General features: G+C 66.2%; 12 protein-coding genes. 6 read left to right on the top strand and 6 right to left on the bottom strand.

What is annotated here, in order from left to right:
- Nucleotides 1-61: 61 nt before the first annotated feature.
- Nucleotides 62-997 (top strand): 4-(cytidine 5'-diphospho)-2-C-methyl-D-erythritol kinase, encoded by a 936-nt coding sequence (locus ACQP0C_RS06460; protein ID WP_433731480.1) that lies wholly within the window; start codon nucleotides 62-64, stop codon nucleotides 995-997.
- 90 nt (nucleotides 998-1,087) lie between these two features.
- On the opposite strand, the gene ACQP0C_RS06465 is transcribed toward ACQP0C_RS06460, so the two are convergent.
- A complete protein-coding gene (locus ACQP0C_RS06465) occupies nucleotides 1,088-1,936 on the bottom strand; it encodes an LLM class flavin-dependent oxidoreductase (RefSeq protein ID WP_433731482.1) in 849 nt (282 codons plus the stop codon).
- Nucleotides 1,937-2,265: 329 nt separating this feature from the next.
- On the opposite strand from ACQP0C_RS06465, the gene ACQP0C_RS06470 reads away from it, so the two are divergent.
- Complete coding sequence (locus tag ACQP0C_RS06470; protein WP_433731485.1) at nucleotides 2,266-4,059, top strand: ABC-F family ATP-binding cassette domain-containing protein; 1,794 nt, start codon at nucleotides 2,266-2,268, stop codon at nucleotides 4,057-4,059.
- 385 nt (nucleotides 4,060-4,444) lie between these two features.
- Here the strand turns inward: ACQP0C_RS06470 and ACQP0C_RS06475 are convergent, their stop codons facing one another.
- Both ACQP0C_RS06475 and ACQP0C_RS06480 read right to left on the bottom strand, forming a co-directional pair.
- Nucleotides 4,445-5,353 carry an Abi-alpha family protein gene (locus ACQP0C_RS06475; protein WP_433731487.1) on the bottom strand — a complete coding sequence of 303 codons (909 nt, stop codon included), beginning with the start codon at nucleotides 5,351-5,353 and terminating at the stop codon, nucleotides 4,445-4,447.
- A complete protein-coding gene (locus tag ACQP0C_RS06480) occupies nucleotides 5,350-6,624 on the bottom strand; it encodes a DUF445 domain-containing protein (RefSeq protein WP_433731488.1) in 1,275 nt (424 codons plus the stop codon). Before ACQP0C_RS06480 ends, ACQP0C_RS06475 begins: the two co-directional genes overlap by 4 nt.
- 363 nt (nucleotides 6,625-6,987) lie before the next feature.
- Between ACQP0C_RS06480 and ACQP0C_RS06485 the strand changes: the two genes are divergently transcribed.
- Together ACQP0C_RS06485 and ACQP0C_RS06490 are read left to right on the top strand one after the other, a co-directional pair.
- Nucleotides 6,988-7,866, top strand: a complete 879-nt coding sequence (locus tag ACQP0C_RS06485) for a DUF4393 domain-containing protein (RefSeq protein WP_433731490.1) — start codon at nucleotides 6,988-6,990, stop codon at nucleotides 7,864-7,866.
- A 102-nt stretch (nucleotides 7,867-7,968) separates the two neighbouring features.
- The gene (locus ACQP0C_RS06490; protein WP_433731492.1) at nucleotides 7,969-8,523 is read left to right on the top strand and encodes a nuclear transport factor 2 family protein; all 555 of its coding nucleotides are present in this window, start codon (nucleotides 7,969-7,971) and stop codon (nucleotides 8,521-8,523) included.
- Nucleotides 8,524-8,533: 10 nt separating this feature from the next.
- On the opposite strand, the gene ACQP0C_RS06495 is transcribed toward ACQP0C_RS06490, so the two are convergent.
- Nucleotides 8,534-10,177, bottom strand: coding sequence for a peptide chain release factor 3 (locus ACQP0C_RS06495; RefSeq protein WP_433731495.1), 1,644 nt, complete (start codon nucleotides 10,175-10,177; stop codon nucleotides 8,534-8,536).
- 298 nt (nucleotides 10,178-10,475) lie between these two features.
- On the opposite strand from ACQP0C_RS06495, the gene ACQP0C_RS06500 reads away from it, so the two are divergent.
- Nucleotides 10,476-11,075: a 50S ribosomal protein L25/general stress protein Ctc gene (locus tag ACQP0C_RS06500; protein ID WP_433731497.1), complete on the top strand. Its 600-nt coding sequence runs from the start codon at nucleotides 10,476-10,478 to the stop codon at nucleotides 11,073-11,075.
- A gap of 24 nt (nucleotides 11,076-11,099) precedes the next feature.
- Entirely contained in the window at nucleotides 11,100-11,681 is a 582-nt protein-coding gene (gene pth / locus ACQP0C_RS06505) for an aminoacyl-tRNA hydrolase (RefSeq protein ID WP_433731499.1), read from the top strand.
- 156 nt (nucleotides 11,682-11,837) lie between these two features.
- Here the strand turns inward: pth and ACQP0C_RS06510 are convergent, their stop codons facing one another.
- The gene (locus ACQP0C_RS06510; RefSeq protein WP_433731501.1) at nucleotides 11,838-13,484 is read right to left on the bottom strand and encodes a fatty acyl-AMP ligase; all 1,647 of its coding nucleotides are present in this window, start codon (nucleotides 13,482-13,484) and stop codon (nucleotides 11,838-11,840) included.
- A 148-nt stretch (nucleotides 13,485-13,632) separates the two neighbouring features.
- Entirely contained in the window at nucleotides 13,633-14,334 is a 702-nt protein-coding gene (locus ACQP0C_RS06515; protein ID WP_433731503.1) for a lysophospholipid acyltransferase family protein, read from the bottom strand.
- Nucleotides 14,335-14,354 lie beyond the last annotated feature (20 nt).

Below are 14,354 nucleotides of genomic sequence, written 5' to 3' on the forward strand. Positions count from 1 at the left end.
CCGGTGAATGTCTCATCTCGAGCTGAGCACCTGTCGGACCCACCCGATAGGCTTGAGCACCGTGTTGTCAGTAGTGCCAAGTCCCGTCATCGTGCGCGCCCCGTCGAAGGTGAATCTGCATCTCGGCGTCGGCGACGTGCGCGCGGACGGCTATCACGATCTGACCACGGTGTTCCAAGCGCTCTCGCTCAGCGACGATCTGGAGCTCGCGCCCGCCGCCGCACTGTCGGTGCGGGTCAGCGGCGAGGGTGCCGCCGATGTCCCGACCGATCGCACCAATCTGGTCTGGAAGGCCGCGGTGCGCGTCGCGCATCTGGCCGGACGCGCGCCGCTGGTGGAAATCGCCATCAACAAGGGCATTCCGGTCGCCGGTGGGATGGCGGGCGGCAGCGCGGACGCCGCGGCCGCGCTCATCGGCCTGAACGAGCTGTGGGACGTCGGAATGACTCGCGACGAATTGTTCGCCGTCGCCGGCGAACTCGGCAGTGATGTGCCGTTCGCGCTGCACGGCGGCACGGCGCTCGGCACCGGCCGTGGTGAACGACTACTTCCGGTATTGTCCCGCAACACTTTTCACTGGGTGCTCGCGCTGGCCAAGGGCGGATTGTCCACACCCGCCGTCTTCGCCGAACTCGACCGACTACGGGAGAACGGCAACCCGCCTCGGCTCGGCGAGCCGCAGGCCTTGATGCAGGCCCTGGCCTCCGGGGATCCGAAACAGCTTGCGCCCCTGCTGGGTAACGACCTGCAGGCGGCGGCCCTCTCGTTGCGGCCGGAGCTGCGCAGGACATTGCGTGCTGGCGTCGGTGCGGGTGCGCTTGCCGGGTTGGTCTCCGGCTCCGGTCCGACCTGTGCGTTCCTGTGTGACAGCGAGGATGGCGCCGTCGCGGTCGCGGCCGAACTCGCCGGTGCGGGTGTATGCCGCAGCGTGCGCACCGCCAGTGGACCGGTGCCCGGTGCGCGAGTAATCAGCAGTGACACGCCTGGGAAGCGCTGATGTCCGTGGAAGGAGCGTGCGCTTCCCGCTGAACCCGGCGATTTCGCCGAACTCGGACGAAGAGTGCACGCTCGGGTGGGCTGGCGCGGGTTATGTGATGACGTCGGCGAGCCGGTCGACCTGGTCTGCGTCGCGGCCGTAGCAGTAGAGCATGACCTCGTCCGCGCCGAGATCTTCGAATTGGCTGATGGCCGTGCGGATCTCGTCGGGTGTGGTGAGCATGCCCGCGAGCATGTAATCGGCGCGACCGCTGAATTCGTAGTAGTTGCCCATCGAGGTGCGGGCGTCTTCGATCAGGTCGGGCGCACCGAGTGCGACATTGACCTGGGCGACGATACGCGGTTCGCCGTCGCGGCCGTATTCCTTCCATGAGCTACGGGCGGCGTCGAAGAGACCACCGGCCCAGGAAGGTGCGGCGGCGGCGAGAAATCCACCACCCCAACGTCCGACGCGATCGATGGCGGCGGGCTGGAAGCCGCCGAAGAGAACCTCGGGGCCTTCGGGACGCAGCGGCGCGGGACCGATCGGTCCGCAGTCGGCGCTGTGCGGCTGGCCGGACCACAGGCGGCGCATGATCGCCATTTGTTCGTCCAGGCGGCGACCGCGGGTACGCAGGTCGGTGCCGGAGGCGATGTGATCGTCCGCGCGACCGCCGACGCCCAGGCCGAGTACAAAGCGGCCGCCGGACATTCGGTCGAGGGTGGCGGCCTGTTTGGCGAGCAGCGTCGGCTCGCGCAGCGGTGCGATGAGCACCTCGGTCTGCACCTTGATGCGGTCGGTGGCGCCTGCGATCATGCCGAGCGCGATCAGCGGTTCGGGATTGTCATAGACGAGCCGGTCGAGCAGGCCGAGGGTGGAAAACGGGCCCGCATCGGCGCGGCGGGCCCAGTCGAGCAGTGCGGCGGGATCGGAAATGGGCAGGCCGAGACCGATGTGCATGAGAAACCTCCAGGTAAGGGGTAGTTGATCCGTGCCGCCCCTTGCACCTCGATATGAGGTGGGGCTCCCATTCTGCGGCTGTGCTCCGGAAGCGCCATGGCTAACGTTGTTCGTAACGAACGCTGTTCGCTGAAGCCAACTGTAAACGAACGTCGTTCGTTGCGCAAGCAGTGGCGGATCTGGGTAGGTGACCACTGATTTCGCAAGGACATGGGTAACTCGTTGGTCCGTCCAAAACCGGGCCCGGACCGCGAGCGTCGGCCCGCGAGGGAAGGTGAGTAGGCTCTCTCGACGGGAAAAATGCGCGGAGAGGCGGGCTAGCGGGATCCATGTCCAACCTGATCAATCTCGAGCAGGTCTCCAAGAGTTTCGGTATCAAACCGCTCCTGGACAATGTGTCGCTCGGTATCCACGCGGGCGAGCGGATCGGTGTCGTCGGCCTCAATGGCGGCGGTAAGACCACCCTGTTGGAGGTGCTGACCGGTCTGGAACCGCCCGACAGCGGCCGGGTGAGCCGGGTCGGCGGGCTGCGGATAGCGGTGGTCACCCAGCGCGGTGTGCTGCCCCCGGGCGCGACCGTCGGATCCGTGGTGCTGGCCGGACTCGCCGATGACGCGATGACCGACGAAGTCGCCGAACACGAGTGGGCTGCGAATCCGCGCATCCGTTCGGTCTTGGCGGGTATCGGAATCGAGGGCCTCGGCCTGGACACGTCGGTCGACAATCTGTCCGGTGGCGAGCGCCGCCGCGTCGCGCTGGCCGCCGCGCTGGTGCGTGAACTCGATCTGCTCGTTCTCGACGAGCCGACCAACCACCTCGATGTCGAGGGTGTGCAGTGGCTGGCCGAACATCTGCTCAACCGCCGCAGCGCGCTGGTGGTCGTGACCCACGATCGCTGGTTCCTCGACACCGTGGCCACCGATACCTGGGAGGTTGTCGGCGGCAGGGTCGAGAGCTATGAGGGCGGTTACGGCGATTGGATTTTCGCGCGCGCCGAGCGGGCCAGGCAGGCCGACGCCGCTGAGGCCCGGCGCGCGAACCTGGCGCGCAAAGAGCTGGCCTGGCTGCGGCGCGGTGCGAAGGCGCGCACCTCCAAGCCGCGGTATCGAGTGGAGGCGGCCGAGGCATTGATCGCCGATGTGCCGCCGCCGCGCGATAGCGTCTCCCTCGCCGCGTTCGCGCGAAAGCGCCTGGGCCGCGTCGTCATCGAGCTCGAGGACACCACCCTCGCCACACCGGACGGCCGAGAGTTGGTGCGCGACTTGACCTGGCGGCTCGCGCCGGGCGAGCGGGTCGGCCTGGTCGGGGTGAACGGCTCCGGCAAGACGACTCTGCTGCGCACCTTGGCCGGCGCGATCGAACCCGCTGCGGGCAAACGCATTCAGGGGCAGACGGTCCAGATCGGCTGGCTGCGTCAAGAACTCGACGATCTGCCGACCGACCTGCGGGTGCTGGAGGCCGTCCAGCAGATCGCGCAGCGAATCATGCTGGGCGACAAGGAAATCTCCGCTGGGCAGCTGGCCGAGCGGCTCGGCTTCACCCCCGCCCGCCAGCGCACCCCGGTCGGCGACCTATCCGGCGGTGAACGGCGCAGGCTGCAGCTGACCCGCATCCTGATGGCCGAGCCGAATGTGCTGCTCCTCGACGAGCCGACCAATGACCTGGATATCGACACCCTGCAACAGCTCGAGGACCTGCTCGACAACTGGGCGGGCACCCTGGTCGTGATCAGTCACGACCGCTACCTGATCGAGCGCATCTGCGACTCCACCTGGGCCCTGTTCGGCGACGGCAAACTCACCAACCTGCCCGGTGGCATCGACGAATACCTGAAAAAGCGCGCCGTATCGGGTTCTGCCACAACACGTTCCGGCACCGACATCAAGCCCGCCGAAACCCAGGCCACCGATTCCGCCGCCTACCGCGCCGCCCGCAAGGAACTGGCCAAACTGGAACGCGCCATCGATAAACTCACCGAACGCGAGCAGCGCCTGCACACCGCCTTGGCCGACGCCGCCACCGACCCGGAAAAACTCATCACCCTCGGCGCCGAGCTGAAACAGGTACTGGCCGAAAAGGAAACCGCCGAGGAGCGCTGGCTCGAACTGGCCGATGGCGCCTGATTTGTAGGCGAAGGCGCCTACGCACTGGCCGACGGCGCCTGCCCTCGGTCGGGGTTGGCCCTTAGCCGAAAGAGGCTTGCCCTCCAACCGACCGCTCATCCTCGCAGATATTCCGGGGGCCGCGAAACACCGAGGAGTGCACCCGATTCAGTGTGCTCCGCATCCAACCGTCGACCCGAGGTCGCATCGAGCCGAATTGTCTGGCCCCTCAATCGCGGGCCCTACTACCGCGTCCAGATAACTTGCTGCGCTGCCCGCTCCAGCAGCTCGCCGAGCGTAGTGATTAGGGCGGTCGACTGCGGCGTGTGCGACCACCATTCGACTGTGCTCGACGGAACCCCTCGGACTCGAGGCTCAATTCAGCAGAAGCAATCTGGACGGGGCGCTAGCTGGTGCCGGAGACTCGACCGTCTTGGACTACGACAGGCAGGCAGGTCTGCACGAAGTCGGCGCCGAAGCCGGTGAGGGTGATGCTGCGGTAGTACACCTTGGTGCCGAAGCCGGAGCGCTTCAGTACTTCTCGGACCGGGGACTGGGCTTCGAGGATTTGGTAGCGGTTCGGGTTGCCGACGGGTTCCTTGACGAATTCGATCAGGCCGAGGCGACGCAGGTTGGGCAGGTATTGCTGGACGCGGTTCGGGAAGCGCAGGCCCGCGTGTTCGCCGATCAGGTTGAGGCCGGAGATGATCCGTTCGACACCGAGGCCGCGCGGGCGTCCGGTGCGGATGTCGATCGAGGGCTGTGGGCCGTCGAGGTGCAGAAAGCGCAGGATGCGTGCCTCGTCAGGGGTGAGTTCCTCGAGCATGCGGGCGAAGGCGGGGTGGGTTTCGGCATGTTCGCCCTGTGTGCTCGCCGACAGGCGCAGCAGCGCGGCGCCCTGTTCGCGCAGCGTGGGAACGGCGTCGGAGGTGGGCTGTTCGGGTGTGGCGGGCAGCCGCAGTGCGCGGCGCACCGCGTCGCGGACCTCCGCCTCGGCCTCGGCCAGCACCTCGCGCGGTGGATTCCCGGCGATACTGCCGCGCACCACGGTCGCGCCGACACCGAGCGCGGTATCGATGCTCCAGGCCGTCACCTCGGCGGCGGCGGTCACCGCGACCCGGGCGACTCCGGTGGTCGCGCGGACGGTCTTGCGCACCGACCCGGGCTCCCGTTTGCGGGATCCGACCTCGACCGAGCCGATCGGCAGCCGCGCGATTTCCATTGAGAGCTGGGGTGTTTCGGCCACCTCGGAGTGCTCCACCGACGCAGAGCCCTGCCCGGCGGCCCGCTGATCGTCGCCGCCAGATTCCGTCATAGCCATGATGTCGCCACTCCCGTTCCGAAGATCAGGATGTGAGCGTATCCGGCGAAGAGCCCCAACACGCCGCCATGCAGAAAAAGGAGCCATTCGTCCTGTTTGATGGCCGATCGCAGCATATCCACGAAGTCCGGAGGCTTCAGCGCCGACATCTGTTTGGCGATGTAGTCGTTGATTTGCCTGCCCTGCTGGACATTGAAGTCCGGATCGGCGAAGGCGATCGGCGCGATGGACATGGCCTCGGTGGTCAGCGTCGACTGCAGCGAGTCGTACTCCCGGCTGCCGAGCATGAACTTCACCGCGGGTCTCGCGGGTCCGAGCGCGCGGTCCGCGGCCGGGCGCAAGGTGTCCTCGAGCATCTGCATGGTCCGGTCCGAGCGCGGGCCGTTGAGCAGTTCGTCACCGATATTGGCGACGGTCATCACCTGGCTGGAGACCAATTCGGCGTAGCCGTCGGTGATCTCGGACTGCCGCTTGATCAGCAGACCCTGCCGCCACGGGCACCACCACTTCGGGTAGGCGGGCGCGAAGATCATATTCAGGCCGATCCAGTTGACCACCCAGCCGATGATGACGCCGCCGATCGGCAGCACCACCAGCGTCGACCAGCCGGTCGCGTGCAGAACCCCGACCAGCACCACACCCATCGGCGCGCCGAAGTAGAAACCGAAGTTCTGCATGAAACGCAGTTCCTTGGCGCCGAGCACCTGGAAAAGGGTGTTGAGCAGGTGCGGGCGCGCCTGGAAATAGCGGATGACCATCTGCTTGACGTCGAGCAGTTGATCGATATTGGCGCCCAATTCCTCGGTCAGCTCGCGCAGAATATCGGGCAGCTGCTGGCGGACCCGCGCGTGAATCATCTCCCGCACGCCGGTCGGCAGGTTGTACCAGAGTTGCGGGTGCTCGCGGCGCAGGATTTCTTCGACGATGTCCTTGATCTGCGCGTCGGCGATATTGGCGAGGTGTTCGGCGAGCTTGTCCGGTTCCAGTTCGCGATAGAAGTCGGCGACGCTGCCGAGTTTCGCCAGGCCCTTGTCGACGGCGATGCTCGCCATTTTGTCCGCGCGCGAGGGCACGATGCCCTGCCAGCCGATTCGGCCGTCGTAACTCAGTAGCGGAAGCACCTGAATTCGCTTGGGCAGGAAGGGAAACACCGCGCGCAGCCCGGGTAAATGCACACCGTGGAAGGCGACCGGCTTGAACAGCATGAGGATGCCGGTCCAGTTGGTGATGTAGCCGATGATTCCAGTGAAAAGCGGGATAGTCACTAACTCGAGGAGGATCGTCGGGTGCATCCCGAAAACACTCTCCAACACGACACCCTCCTGCCGATACACCGGTGACCGCCGCCTCACCGGCATCCCAAACTAGCACCCAGTCGGCAGACGGACCCTACTGTGAGATCGCGAGTGTCCCGGGCCACAGCGGATTGTCTGAGACATCAGTCACACTGTGTGTCCAGAATGTCGTACTGTCAACTGGCGCCGGAGACAATGACGACCACCACACGGTCGACAGCGGGGGTCGGCGTGAGTGCTGGCCCACTCGGCGCACGGTTACGCATACCTGGAAAGCTCGGGGGCAATAATCTGTGGGCGTATTCGTTCACTTGGCAATACATCGGAGTAGACGTGACAGACGACAGGACCGGACAGGACCTGGCCCGGGCCGGTTCCCGCTCGGTGGAGCGCAGCTCGGATGTCGAACAGCGGCAGATCAGCAACGAGGCGAGGCTGATTCGCGGCGTGTTCCGGGCGGCCGGACTCGCCGCGGGCACCGTGGTGCGCGGCAGTCAGTGGGCCGTCGAGACGACCTATGAGGTGACCAAGGAGATCACCCAGGCCGCGCTCGACGGTGAGTCGTCGTCCGATATCGCCGAGCGCACCGGCAATGCCCTGCGCTCCATCGCGCGCAGCGCGCTGGGCGTCACCGAGGGGTCGGTGCGCGAAATCGTCAGCTATGTACCGGCTTCCAACGGTGCGTCGCAGCCGCAGGCGATCGGCATCGGCGCGCCGCTGCACTCGGCCAGCAGTGAGGAGTTGCGCCGCCGCGGCGATGCGCTGCTGGCCCGCTCGGCCGATGTCTACTTCACCGAGGATGTGCACCCCGCCTATGACCGGATCCTGGATGAGTTGGCGCCGGACGAGGCGCGCATTCTGCGATTCATGGCATTGAACGGTCCGCAGCCGACGGTCGATGTGCGGACCAATCGTCCGCTCGGCATCGGCTCGGAGTTGGTGACCGGTGATCTGACTTCGGTGCCGGAACAGGCCGGAGTCCGCTATCCGGACCGCTCCCGCACCTATCTGATCAACCTGAACCGCCTGGGGCTGACCCAGGTTTCCGACGATCCGGTGGTGCTCAGCCGGTACATGGTGCTCGAGGTGCAGCCGGTGGTCGAGGCGGCGCTGAAGAAGGCGGGGCGCGCGCCAAAGATCGTGCGCAAGAGTCTGCGGCTGACGGAGTTCGGCAGCGACTTCTGCAACACCTGCTTCACCATCGGTAACTGACCGACCCTTGTCGGGGCGGATTATCGGCCAACGGTGATAGCAATCTGATACAAATCTCCCAATTCGTGTAGCGCGACGGCTTCGAATGGGATTGTTGAGGTTATGGATCAGGATGCTGTGTCAGCGATCAGTCGCCTGAAGTTCCGGTATCTGCGCGCCCTCGACACCAAGTCGTGGGATGAATTCGCGGATACGATGATTCCCGAGGCGACCGCCACCTACAGCGAGTACCTGCAGTTCGAGTCGCGGGACGCGTTTTTGGCCTTCATGCGCAACACCCTCGGTCCGCATGTCATCACCGAGCACCGATGTGATCATCCCGAGATCGATGTCGTCGGCGATACCGCCACCGGCACTTGGTATCTCGCCGATACCGTGCTCATACCGGCGCACAATATGCTGCTGCGCGGCGCGGCGTTCTACTCCGATCGCTACGTGCGCTGTCAGGACGGCCTCTGGCGCATCGCGCACACCGGCTACGAGCGGACCTATGAGGTGGTGCTCTCGCTCAGCGATCTGCCCAGCCTGCGGCTGACATCGAGTCGCTGGGGGCTGATCGCGCGCGAAGACGGTATCGCGGCGGTCGAACGCGAGCCAACTACTCCGCTGCGTCGTGAGCCCGAACCGGCGACGGAAGCCGAACCCGAAGCCGGATAACGACGAGCGTTCAGTCCGCCGCCGCGACCAACGGCTCGAGCGTGAGCTTCGGATGTTCCTTCTCGATGTACTGCAGCCGCCACTTATCGCCGAACAGCGCGAGCAGCACGCCGTCGGAGCGGGTGAACACCTCGACCCCGCGCTGCCGGTCGAGTTCGGCCATCGACTCCGCATCGGTGCGCCGGGCCAGCGTGTAGGGCAGGTGCTCCATATGGGTTTCGACGTTGAACTCCGCCAACATTCGCGCGGTGACCACCTCGAACTGCATCGGGCCGACCGCCGCGAGCACGGGGGAGGCATCGCCGCGCGCATCATTGCGCAGCACCTGCACCACGCCTTCGGAATCGAGCTGATCGATGGCCTTGCGGAACTGCTTGTACTTGCCCGCGCTCTGTGCGCGCAGCACCGCGAAATGCTCCGGCGCGAAGGACGGGATGGGCGGGAACTCCACCTTCTTGTCCACGAACAATGTGTGCCCCGGCGCCAGCGCGGTCGCGTTGACCAGGCCGACCACATCACCCGGGTAGGCGGTGTCGACGGTCGAGCGCTCCCGGCCGAAGACGGTCAGCGCGTATTTGGTCGCGAACGGCCGACCGGTCTGGGCGTGCGTGACGACCATGCCGCGCTCGAATTCGCCGGAGACGATCCGCATGAACGCCAGCCGATCGCGGTGTGCCGCATCCATTCCCGCCTGCACCTTGAAGACGACCGCGCTGAACGGATCGGTGGTGTCGCGCGCAGTGCCGCCGATATCGGCGCGCGAACCGGGCGCGGGCGCCAGCGCGACCAAGGTCTCGAGCAACTGCCGCACACCGAAGTTCAGCATCGCCGAGGCATAGATGACGGGGGAGGTCTGCCCGGCCAGGAACATTTCCTGATCGTGGTCCTGGCCGGTGGCCGAGAGCAGTTCGCTCTCCTCGGCGGCGGTCGTCCACGCCTCACCCTCGCGCGCCTCGGCGGTTTCGGGGTCGATCGATTCCTCCGGCGCGATGGTCGCGCCACCCGCGGTGCGGGTGAAGTGGATGTATTCGATGGCCTCGCCCTCGGGGCCGCGACGCAGCAGGCCGCGGAAGTCTCCGGCGATGCCGACCGGCAGGAACAGCGGCGTCGGGGTGAGTCCGATCCGCTCGTTGATCTCGTCGAGCAGTTCCAGCGGCGCGCGGCCGGGGCGGTCCCATTTGTTGATCACCGTGATCACCGGGATGCCGCGGTGGCGACAGACCTGGAACAGCTTCAGCGTCTGCGGCTCGAGACCCTTGGCGGCGTCGATCAGCATGACCGCGGCGTCGACGGCGGTGAGTACGCGGTAGGTGTCCTCGGAGAAATCCGAGTGGCCCGGGGTGTCGACCAGGTTGATGACGTTATCGATATCGGAGCCCGCGGCGCGGTAGTTGAACTGGAGTGCGGTCGAGCTCACGGAGATACCGCGCGCCTTCTCCATTTCCATCCAGTCCGATACGGTCGAGCGGCGCCCGGCCTTGCCGTGGATCGCACCCGCCTCGGAGATCATCTTGGCGTGCAGGGCGAGCGCCTCGGTGAGCGTCGACTTGCCCGCGTCGGGGTGGGAGATCACCGCGAATGTGCGCCGTCGAGAGACCTCGGCGGGCAACCCACGCGGGGCGGGCGCGACGACACCCTCAGTGGAGGCGGTCAACTTCAACAACCTTTCAGACGGCCGATCGGCAACCGCTCCAGCGTACGCGACCGGGGTGACGGCATTTCGACTAGTGCGACCACCCGATTCAGGATGAGATAGACAATTGCGCTATGGTGTTCAGGTTGTCTCGGCGAGGGTGACCGCAGACTTGATGCGTTCACCGTGATCGACGCGGCTCGGCTCTCTGCCGTCCTCGTCCGGTCTTCGCCCGACGAATAGACCAACCTTTGCCAGGGCGGATTGTCCCTGGCGCACAGTTGACAGTCCGGAAGAGCCGTAGGGAGTAGATCCAGTCATGTCCGACGCCAACCTTCTCGAAGCCGCCGTCCGCACGGAGTTCGGCAAGGGCGCGGCCCGCCGCACCCGCCGCGCGGGCAACGTCCCCGCCGTGCTGTACGGCCACGCCGCCGACCCGCAGCACCTCTCGCTCAACGCCCAGGCCTTCGCCGCCATCCTGCGCGAGCACGGCACCAATGCGGTGCTGAACCTCGTCATCGACGGCAAGAAGCAGCTGGCGCTGACCAAATCCGTTGTGGTGCACCCGATTCGCCGTTACATCGAGCACGCCGACCTGCTGATCGTCAAGCGCGGCGAGAAGGTCACCGCCGATGTGAACGTCACGGTGGCCGGTGAGGCCGGTCCGGGCACCCTGGTCACCCAGGAATCCACCACCTTGTCCATCGAGGCCGACGCGCTGAACATTCCGGAGGCCATCGAGGTTTCGATCGAGGGCGCCGAGGTCGGCACCCAGATCACCGCCGGTGCGATCGAGCTGCCGAAGGGCGTTTCCCTGGCCGGTGACCCGGAGGCCCTGATCGTCAACATCATCGCCGCCCCCGCCGCCGAGGCTCCGGCCGAGGAAGCGGGCGCCGCCGAGGCCGAGAGCGCCGAGTAAGAACTCCCCGGGTCGGTTATCCGCATGACCGAATCCTCGACCGGGCCCGCGCTCGTGGTCGGACTTGGCAATCCAGGTCCAGAGTACGAGCGCACCCGGCACAATATCGGCTTTCTGGTCGCCGACGTGCTCGCGCAGCGCGTCGGCGGCCGTTTTGCTGTGCACAAGAAGTCCGGTGCCGATCTGCTGCAGGCCCGGCTGGACGGGCGTCAGGTGCTGATCGCCAAGCCGCGCTCGTTCATGAATCTGTCCGGGCGTCCGGTCGCGGCGCTGGCGAAATTCTTCTCGGTGCCGCCGACCGAGGTGATCGTCGTACACGACGAACTGGATCTGCCGTTCGGCCAGGTTCGGCTCAAGCGCGGCGGCGGTGAGGGCGGGCACAATGGGTTGCGCTCGGTCTCGAGTGCCTTGACCACCAAGGACTATCTGCGCACCCGCATCGGCATCGGTCGCCCGCCCGGGCGTCAGGATCCGGCGGACTATGTGCTCAAACCGTTTTCGTCGTTGGAGCGCAAGGAAGTTCCGGTCATCGTCGAACAGGCCGCGGACGCAGTCGAATTGCTGCTGCGCGTCGGGCTCGAACCAGCGCAGAACCAGCTGCACTGATCGGCACCGACTGCGCGAAGCGGCGGTGCTGACAGCGAAACATGAAGCCGCCGAACACAATTGCAATCACCCACAGCGTGGGGGCGCGAATCGGTTGCGGATCTCCACTCGGGCGCGGGTGTGCAAAGACCCCGCGCTCGAGCGGAATTCGTCAGTTCAGCGCAGGTGGATGGCGGTGGCGGAGCGGCGGAGTTTGCCGGAGGAGGTTTTCGGGAGGGCGCCGGGGCCGAGCACCGCGACGGTGCGGGGACGGACGCCGACTTCGGAGAACACCGAGTGCACGATCTCGCGTTCGATCCGCTTGACCTCATCGGCGTTCTGGTGGTCATTGCTTTCCACCACCACGGCGAAGCTTTCGCGCTTTTCCCCCGCGTCCAAACGGACCGCGACGGCGTTGCCGGGGCGCACACCCGCCACCCGCATCGCGGCGCGTTCGATATCGGTGGGATAGATATTGCGGCCGCCCATGATGATGACGTCCTTGATCCGGCCGCACACCACGATCAGACCCTCGTCGGTGAAGTAGCCGATATCGCCGGTGTCGAGCCAGCCGTCTTGATCCTGCGCGGTACGGAACCCCTTGACCGTGACATAGCCCGAAGTCACCGCGGGACCGCGCAATTCGATGACGCCGACGGAACGGGTGGGCAGCGGTTGGCGCTCCGAGTCGACGACCCGGCCCTCCAGATTGTCGACCAGATAGCCGAGTGTGGGCAGGCGGCGGATATTGCCGTGGCCGCCGTGCGGATCGTGCACCGGCACCGCCTTGCCGAGGGCCTCCAGCAGGTCGGCATCGATGACGTCGAGCACCTGCCCGAGTCCGGGATCCGGAATCGATACCGCCAGTGTGGTTTCGGCCATGCCGTAGACGGGGGTCAGCGCCATCGGACTGAGCCGGAAGCGTTTTCCTGCGGCGGCGAGCGCCTCCATGGTGTCCGGGTCCACGGGTTCGGCACCGTTCCACATGTACCGGACGCTGCTGAGGTCATAGGCGCCGTCCTCGGCCTGCTTGAGCCTGCGGGCCAGCAGCGAGTACGCGAAATTCGGTGCCGCCGTGACGGTTCCGCGATACTTATCGATCAACTCGGCCCACAGCAGCGGGCGCATGAGGAAGTCGATCGGCGTCACGCAGACCACTTCGGCGCCGAATTGCATGGGGACGCTGAGGAAGCCGACCATGCCCATATCGTGGAACAGGGGCAGCCAGCTGATCATCACATCCTCGTCGAGCTGGAACTTCACCCGATCGAACATGGCGTAGGCATTGACGTAGAAGTTGCCGTGCGTGATCCGCACTGCCTTCGGCGATCCGGTCGATCCCGAGGTCAATTGCTGCAGTGCGATATCGGTCTCGACGGTCGGCACCGGATCGGTCTCCGGGCCATCGCGGAGCTGGTCGATGCGCACCACGGTGATGCCGCGTTCGCGCAGCAGCGGTTCGGCGGCCTCGAAGGGCGCGCCGAGCACCACCGCGCGCGCATCGATCATCGACAGCACGGTCTCGGTATCGCGGGCCCAGACGACCAGATCGGTGCGCGGTGTCGGCTGATGCAGCATGGTGATCGATGCGCCGCGCATCCAGATGCCCTGACAGGCCGGTGCGATATCGACGGGCATCCCGGCCAGCACGCCGACCGCGTCGCCGTGTCCGATTCCGGCCGCCGCGAGGCCGCCCGACATTCGGCGCGCGATGCGATGGATCTCGCCCCACGTCTGCCGCAGCGGCGCATTCGGCTCCCCGGTAACCAGCCCGCGAACCGAGGTTTGTGCCGTCGCGTACATCTCATCGGTGAACCTGCTCAAGTCCAACTCCCTGATCACCACGGTGCGGTGGCCGGACGTTGTGAACCGGCCTGCTTCCAACTATCCCGCCAATTCTGCGCCGCGTTAACGCTTCCGCCAGGTAGTCCGCGGACTTGTCCGATCTGGGCGGCGAATAGGGGGCGGAAAGCTACGAGCGGTTCGAACCGAAAGTGGTGGCGTAGCGGTCGACGTAATTGCGGCCGGATCGGGCCGCCAACTCGCGCATCAGCTCGTCGGTGGCGGCGCGGACCTGGGAGGTGGCCGCAGTGTCGGTCGCGCAGTGGATCGCGTGGCTCGAGGGAACATGCGGGTAGTAGCGCGGCGTGCCGAAGCTGATGCGCACCTTGCCGAAACGCGGCAATTTGGCACCGCGCGGATTCACCTTGTCGGTACCGGAGAGCACCACGGGAATCACCGGCGCGCCGGTCGCCATGGCGACGCGCAGTGCACCGGTGCGGCCGCGGTAGACGCAGCCGTCGGGGGAGCGGGTGCCCTCCGGGTGGATCGCCCAGATATCACCCGATTCCAGGATCTTGGTGGCGGCGTCCAGTGCGTCCGCCGCGGCGGTGCCGCCGTTGCGGTTCACCGGGACCTGACCCAGGACGGTGAAGAACCAGCGCAGGAACCGTCCCTTGAGTCCGGTGCCGGTGAAGTACTCCTGCTTGGCCAGGAAGGTGACGCGGCGGGGCAGGACCAGGGCGAGGTAGAGGGAATCGAGCACTGCGAGGTGGTTGGCGGCGATGATCACCGGTCCGGTGCGTGGTACGTGTCGCCGACCTTCCACCGCGGGCCGACCGAGCAGCCGCAACAGCGGGCCGACCAGCACGTACTTGAAAAACCGGTACCACACATGAGCCTCCGAGAGAGTTG

The organism is Nocardia sp. CA-129566 (assembly GCF_050956075.1).
Lineage (GTDB): Bacteria > Actinomycetota > Actinomycetes > Mycobacteriales > Mycobacteriaceae > Nocardia.

Excerpts from the sequence above, each read along its gene's own strand:
- ACQP0C_RS06475 (WP_433731487.1), bottom strand. The coding sequence starts at position 5,353 with ATGACGGAATCTGGCGGCGACGATCAGCGGGCCGCCGGGCAGGGCTCT.
- ACQP0C_RS06490 (WP_433731492.1), top strand. The coding sequence starts at position 7,969 with ATGGATCAGGATGCTGTGTCAGCGATCAGTCGCCTGAAGTTCCGGTAT.
- ACQP0C_RS06500 (WP_433731497.1), top strand. The coding sequence starts at position 10,476 with ATGTCCGACGCCAACCTTCTCGAAGCCGCCGTCCGCACGGAGTTCGGC.
- ACQP0C_RS06470 (WP_433731485.1), top strand. The coding sequence starts at position 2,266 with ATGTCCAACCTGATCAATCTCGAGCAGGTCTCCAAGAGTTTCGGTATC.
- pth (WP_433731499.1), top strand. The coding sequence starts at position 11,100 with ATGACCGAATCCTCGACCGGGCCCGCGCTCGTGGTCGGACTTGGCAAT.
- ACQP0C_RS06465 (WP_433731482.1), bottom strand. The coding sequence starts at position 1,936 with ATGCACATCGGTCTCGGCCTGCCCATTTCCGATCCCGCCGCACTGCTC.